Source organism: Saccharomonospora saliphila YIM 90502, assembly GCF_000383795.1.
GTDB classification, from domain to species: Bacteria; Actinomycetota; Actinomycetes; order Mycobacteriales; family Pseudonocardiaceae; genus Saccharomonospora; species Saccharomonospora saliphila.
On sequence record NZ_KB912672.1, the window covers coordinates 1 to 4,904 of the forward strand.

General features: G+C 68.3%; 3 protein-coding genes and 2 pseudogenes. 1 reads left to right on the plus strand and 4 read right to left on the minus strand.

Annotation, left to right across the window (positions count from 1 at the left end):
• A pseudogene (locus tag SACSA_RS26780) lies at positions 1-358 on the minus strand (hypothetical protein); the annotation flags it as partial.
• Positions 359-552: 194 nt separating this feature from the next.
• Positions 553-1,132: pseudogene (locus tag SACSA_RS0111510) on the minus strand (TetR/AcrR family transcriptional regulator).
• 132 nt (positions 1,133-1,264) lie between these two features.
• Here SACSA_RS0111510 and SACSA_RS0111515 point away from each other — a divergent pair.
• Positions 1,265-2,770: a flavin-containing monooxygenase gene (locus SACSA_RS0111515; protein WP_019816032.1), complete on the plus strand. Its 1,506-nt coding sequence runs from the start codon at positions 1,265-1,267 to the stop codon at positions 2,768-2,770.
• On the opposite strand, the gene SACSA_RS0111520 is transcribed toward SACSA_RS0111515, so the two are convergent.
• Both SACSA_RS0111520 and SACSA_RS0111525 read right to left on the minus strand, forming a co-directional pair.
• On the minus strand, positions 2,688-3,200 hold the full coding sequence (locus tag SACSA_RS0111520; RefSeq protein ID WP_019816033.1) for a helix-turn-helix transcriptional regulator: 513 nt from the start codon (positions 3,198-3,200) through the stop codon (positions 2,688-2,690). The genes SACSA_RS0111515 and SACSA_RS0111520 overlap by 83 nt on opposite strands.
• Positions 3,201-3,332: 132 nt before the next feature.
• On the minus strand, positions 3,333-4,904 hold a 1,572-nt coding region (locus SACSA_RS0111525; RefSeq protein WP_456300023.1), incomplete at its 5' end, for an LCP family protein.

Below are 4,904 nucleotides of genomic sequence, written 5' to 3' on the forward strand. Positions count from 1 at the left end.
CGCCGTCTTCTTGAACGACTCTCTCAGTACGGTCTGCGTGCCTCCTTCCATGTCGATCCATCGTGCCGGAGGACACGCTCTTTTCATCGGTGGCGTCCTGGGTGCGCGCCATCTCGCCTTCGAGCAGGCTCAAACGCGCTTCCATGTAGGCCGAGGTGAACGCGACCGCGCTGCCGTCGAGCAGGTGCACCACCGTCGGCTGCGTGTTCTCGGGCGTGAGTTCGTCGACGAGCTGGTCGGCACGGTCTCGCGCGGCGACGATGCCCGGTGCTTCGCCGTCGAGCGTCCTGCCGAGGCCGGACACGCGTACCGTCCAGTTCGCGTCGCCTCGCACGTAGGTCGCGGTGACTGTCTGCACCACCTGGCTCACCCCTCTCCGGGCAGCGGCACGCCCAGCCGAGGGGCGGCGTACCACTGCCTTAATGACGTTGAGTCAAGTTTGTGATGCAACGGGGGGTGCCAGCAACACGAACGAGCGGTAAACGCTACCCAGGGTGAGAACCATCTCAGTCTATCACCACACTGGGTGAAATCGACACATCGCTGAGTGGATCACTGTTGCGTCAGGTGTTCGAGTCCGTGCCACAGAACGCGCATCGCGTGCTCGGTCGCGACCTCCGGGGTGAGGGAGTCGTCCTGCTCACACCAGATCGCCAGCCGCTCGCAACCGCCCACGACGAACTCCGCGGAGACCTGGATGCGCACCGGGTCGGGCGTGTCGAGGTAGACGCCCATCAGGCCGGCGATGAGGTCGGTCTGCTGGCGCCGGGTGACCTCCAGTTCGTCGGCCGCCGACGTGCCGAGGAGAGCCATCTCGTTTCCGCAGCAGGGACCATGCCTGCCTGCGCTCCCGCGCGAACGTGAAGAAGGCGTACAGGCCCCGGCGCAGTGCCTCCTCGGCCGTGGCGGCCCCGACGACGGCGCGCTCGGTGTCCTCGCGCAGTTCGGTCCGCGCGGCGTGGATGCAGGCCAGCAGGAGTCCCTCCTTGGACTGGAAGTACTCGTACAGCATCGGCTTCGAGACGCCCACACGCTCGGCGATCTCGTCCATCGACGCCGCCGAGTAGCCGCGCTCGGCGAACACCCGCTCGGCGACCTCGATCATCTGTCGTTCCCGTTGCGCCCTCGGCATGCGCTTGCGCCGGGACTGGGTCTTTGCAGTCGCGCTCACGGTCGCTATCCTACTGCCGGTAACCTACTCGCGGTAAGCTGGACGCCGGGTAACAGGGTGGGCGCACACGCAGAGCGGCAGGGAGGCACGCAGATGGGCAAGCGCACCGAGACCGGGGTCGTCGTGGTCGGGACCGGGTTCTCCGGGCTCGGCATGGCGATCCAACTGCGCACGGAGGGCCGCGACGACTTCGTCGTGCTGGAGAAGGCCGACGAGGTGGGCGGAACCTGGCGGGACAACACCTACCCCGGATGCGCCTGCGACATTCAGTCGCACATGTACTCGTACTCCTTCGAGCAGAACCCGGAGTGGTCGCGATCGTTCTCGCCGCAGCCGGAGATCTTCGACTACCTCCGCGACGTGGCGACCAAGTGGGACCTGTACCCGTTCATCCGGTTCGGCCGGGAGATGACGGGCGCACGCTGGGACGCCGACGAGAACCGCTGGTACGTCAGCACCGCGAGGGGGGAGGAGTTCGTCGCCCGCTACCTCGTCTGCGGTGTGGGTGCGCTGCACATCCCGCAGATCCCGGAGCTGCGGGGCGCCGAGCGGTTTCGCGGCAGGACGTTCCACTCCGCGCAGTGGGACCATGACTACGACCTGCGCGGCAAGAAGGTCGCCGTGATCGGCACCGGGGCCAGTGCGGTGCAGTTCGTTCCCGAGATCGCCAAGGACGTCGACCGGCTCACCCTGTTCCAGCGCACGCCCCCGTGGATCATGCCCAAACCGGACCGCACGATGCCGGACTGGGCCAAACGCGTCTTCGCCCGCGTCCCGGGCGCCCAGCGCGCCTACCGCGACCTGCTCTACTGGATGCTGGAGTTCCGCGCGATCGGGTTCAACGGCAACCCGCGCATCATGAAACTCGCCCAGAAGATCGCCAAGCGCAACATCGACAAGCACGTCTCCGATCCCGAGTTGCGGGCCAAGCTCACGCCCGACTACGTGCTCGGCTGCAAGCGGGTGCTCATCTCCAACGACTACTACCCCGCGATGAACCGCGACAACGTCGAGGTGGTCACCGACGGCGTCGCTGAGGTGACCGAGCACGGCATCGTGGACGCCGCGGGCACCGAGCACGAGGTCGACGCCATCATCTACGGCACCGGCTTCCACGTCACTGATGCCTTCGACGACCTCGACATCATCGGCGCCCAGGGGCAGAACCTCGGCAAGCAGTGGGCCGAGGAGGGCATGCAGACCCACCTCGGAATCACCGTGACCGGCTATCCGAACCTGTTCTTCCTGCTCGGCCCGAACACCGGACTGGGCCACAACTCGGTCGTGTTCATGATCGAGCAACAGATCCGCTACATCGCCGAGGCCATGCGCTACGTCGAGTCGCACGGCGCGGAGGCGATCGACGTGCGGGCCGACGCGCAGGCCGACTTCAACGCCGAGATCCAGCGCAAGCTCGCGGGCGGCATCTGGACACGCGGTGGGTGCATGAGCTGGTACCTCGACAGCCAGGGGGTGAACCGGACCATCTGGCCCGGTTTCACCTGGCGTTACTGGCTCAGGACCCGCAAGCTCGACCCGCGTGACTTCCGGCTGTACGCACGCTCCCGCACACGGCGGAAAGCCGCCGCAGGCGCGTAGCCAGGTCCTCGGTGCCGAGGCCGCACAGCGACGCGAGCTGCTCGAGGGTGGCCCGGTCGAACTGGAGGTCCGGGGAGCCGCCGTCGGCGAGCCGTCCCCGGGCCCAGCGCCGGAGGGGCAGCAACTCGGGTTGCTCGTCGGCGACCACAGCGACGAGGTTCACCCGCAGCCTGCCGCGATCCTCGGCGAACAACCGGCTGTGCACGCGGGCCAGCAGGTCCTGCGGCCGTTCCTCCAGTGCCAGGCACAGCTCGGCGAGCCGCACCACGGAGCACTGCCGGGTGCCGAGTTCGTAGGTCGCCAGTGTCTGGAGCGAGATGCCGCTCTGAAGTCGCTCGTTGAGTTCCTTCCGGGTCCACCCCCGCTGCGTGCGCAGCTTGCGCAGTTCCTCACCCAGCACCCGCTGGTAGGTCTCGGTTTCGATCAGCACTGGCCCACCCCTGCCGTTACCGTTGCCGTTTTCTACAGGGAGTGAATGAGCTCGGGCCCCGGTCCTTACGCGGCTGCGGCCAGAAAATCGCCGATCAGCCGGATGTCACCCGATCAGAGCAGCAGTGACCGCCTAGTTGACGCAGGTGACGCCGTCGGCGGTGATCGGCTTGTCGGTGTCGTCCGCGGGTGGCTGCTGCCGGGGCGGGGGAGCCGAGCCCGCCGCAGGGCCACCACCGCCCTGGGCGCCGGGCGTGGCGTCCCCGCCGCCGGAGCGGTAGTCCGGCGCGAGCAGGACGCGCACGTGTCCGGACCGCACCTCGGGGCTGGTCTCCACGGTCAGCCCACCCAGCGCGTCGGCCACGACCCGGCCCGCCGCTTCCGCGTTCTCGGGAGCCTGGACCACGCTGTACTCCCGCGGGGTCTCGTTGGCGACCTCGCCGGCGACGAAACCCTGTGCGGTCAACTCCTCCGAGACCGTGCCCGCGAGCCCGGTGATATCGGAGGTGTTGTAGACGTCGACGGTGATCTCCTCCGGCGCCGGGCCGTGTTCCGGTGCCTGCTCACCGGTGATGTCACCCGAGATCTCGGCGATGAAGTTCCGGACGGCCGCCGGGTCCACGCGGACGGCCACGCCGTCGGTCTCGGTCTGGTACTCCGAGTCCTCGACCGGAATGGTGCGGAACTCGATCTGACCACCGGTGAGTCCCCGCATCTGCTGGGCGAAGGAGAGGATGTCCCAGCCCTGGTTGACCACGACCGACTTCTGGATGGCGTCGACCAGGTTGTTCAGCTTGGCCGGATCGGCGAGGGTGCCCGCGGACAGGACCTTCCGCGCCAGGCCCGCCATGAACACCTGTTGCCGTACGACGCGGTCCAGATCACCCCGCAACAGGCCGTGCCGCTGGCGCACGAACGCCAGCGCGTCCATGCCCGCGATGGTCTGGCGGCCCGCGTCGAAGTTCGCACCCGAGTAGGGGTCGTTCACCGGCTCGTTGAGGCAGACGTCGACACCGCCGATGGCCTTGGTGATGTCGAAGAAGCCGAGCAGGTTGATCGAGGCGTAGTTGTCGATGGTCGTGCCGGTGAGATTCTCCACGGCGGAGATGAGCGTCTTGGCCCCCTCCTGGTTACTGCGCACGTCCAGTTCGCGTTCGTCGGTGACGCCCTGGGCGGCCAAATCCTCCCGCGCGGCCAGCTTGCCGCGCGCGTACGCCGAGTTGATCTTGTGCTTGCCGAAACCGGGAATGGTGACGTAGGTGTCCCGGGGCAGCGACACCGCCACGGCCTTGCTGCCGTCGTTGGGCACCCGCACGAAGATCAGGGTGTCGGTGTTGAGTTCCCCGTCGGACGTGCCGGCGTTGAGCTGGGCCAGTGTCTCCTCGGGCAGCGGGTTGCCCTGGGCGTCGGTCCGGCTGTCCATGCCGACGAGCAGGATGTCCCGGTAGCCGTCGGCGGGCATCTCGCCGTCCTGGGCGATGACGTCCGCCGTGGTCAAACCGTTGACCAGGCCCTGCATCGCGGCCCAGGCGTAGCCCGTCAGCGACATCACCAGGGCCGAGATTACGGCGAGCGTGATCCGGGGGACCCACCGGCGGGAGCGGCGTGGGCCGCGGCCTCCGTCCCGCGTGGAGCCGGCGGCGGAGCCGCGCGAGGTGGCATGGCCGGAGGCCGCCGGAGAACGGGATGCCGTGCGGGCGCCCTC

Bases quoted from the DNA above. Each gene is read 5' to 3' on its own strand.
- SACSA_RS0111515 (WP_019816032.1), top strand. From the start codon at position 1,265: ATGGGCAAGCGCACCGAGACCGGGGTCGTCGTGGTCGGGACCGGGTTC.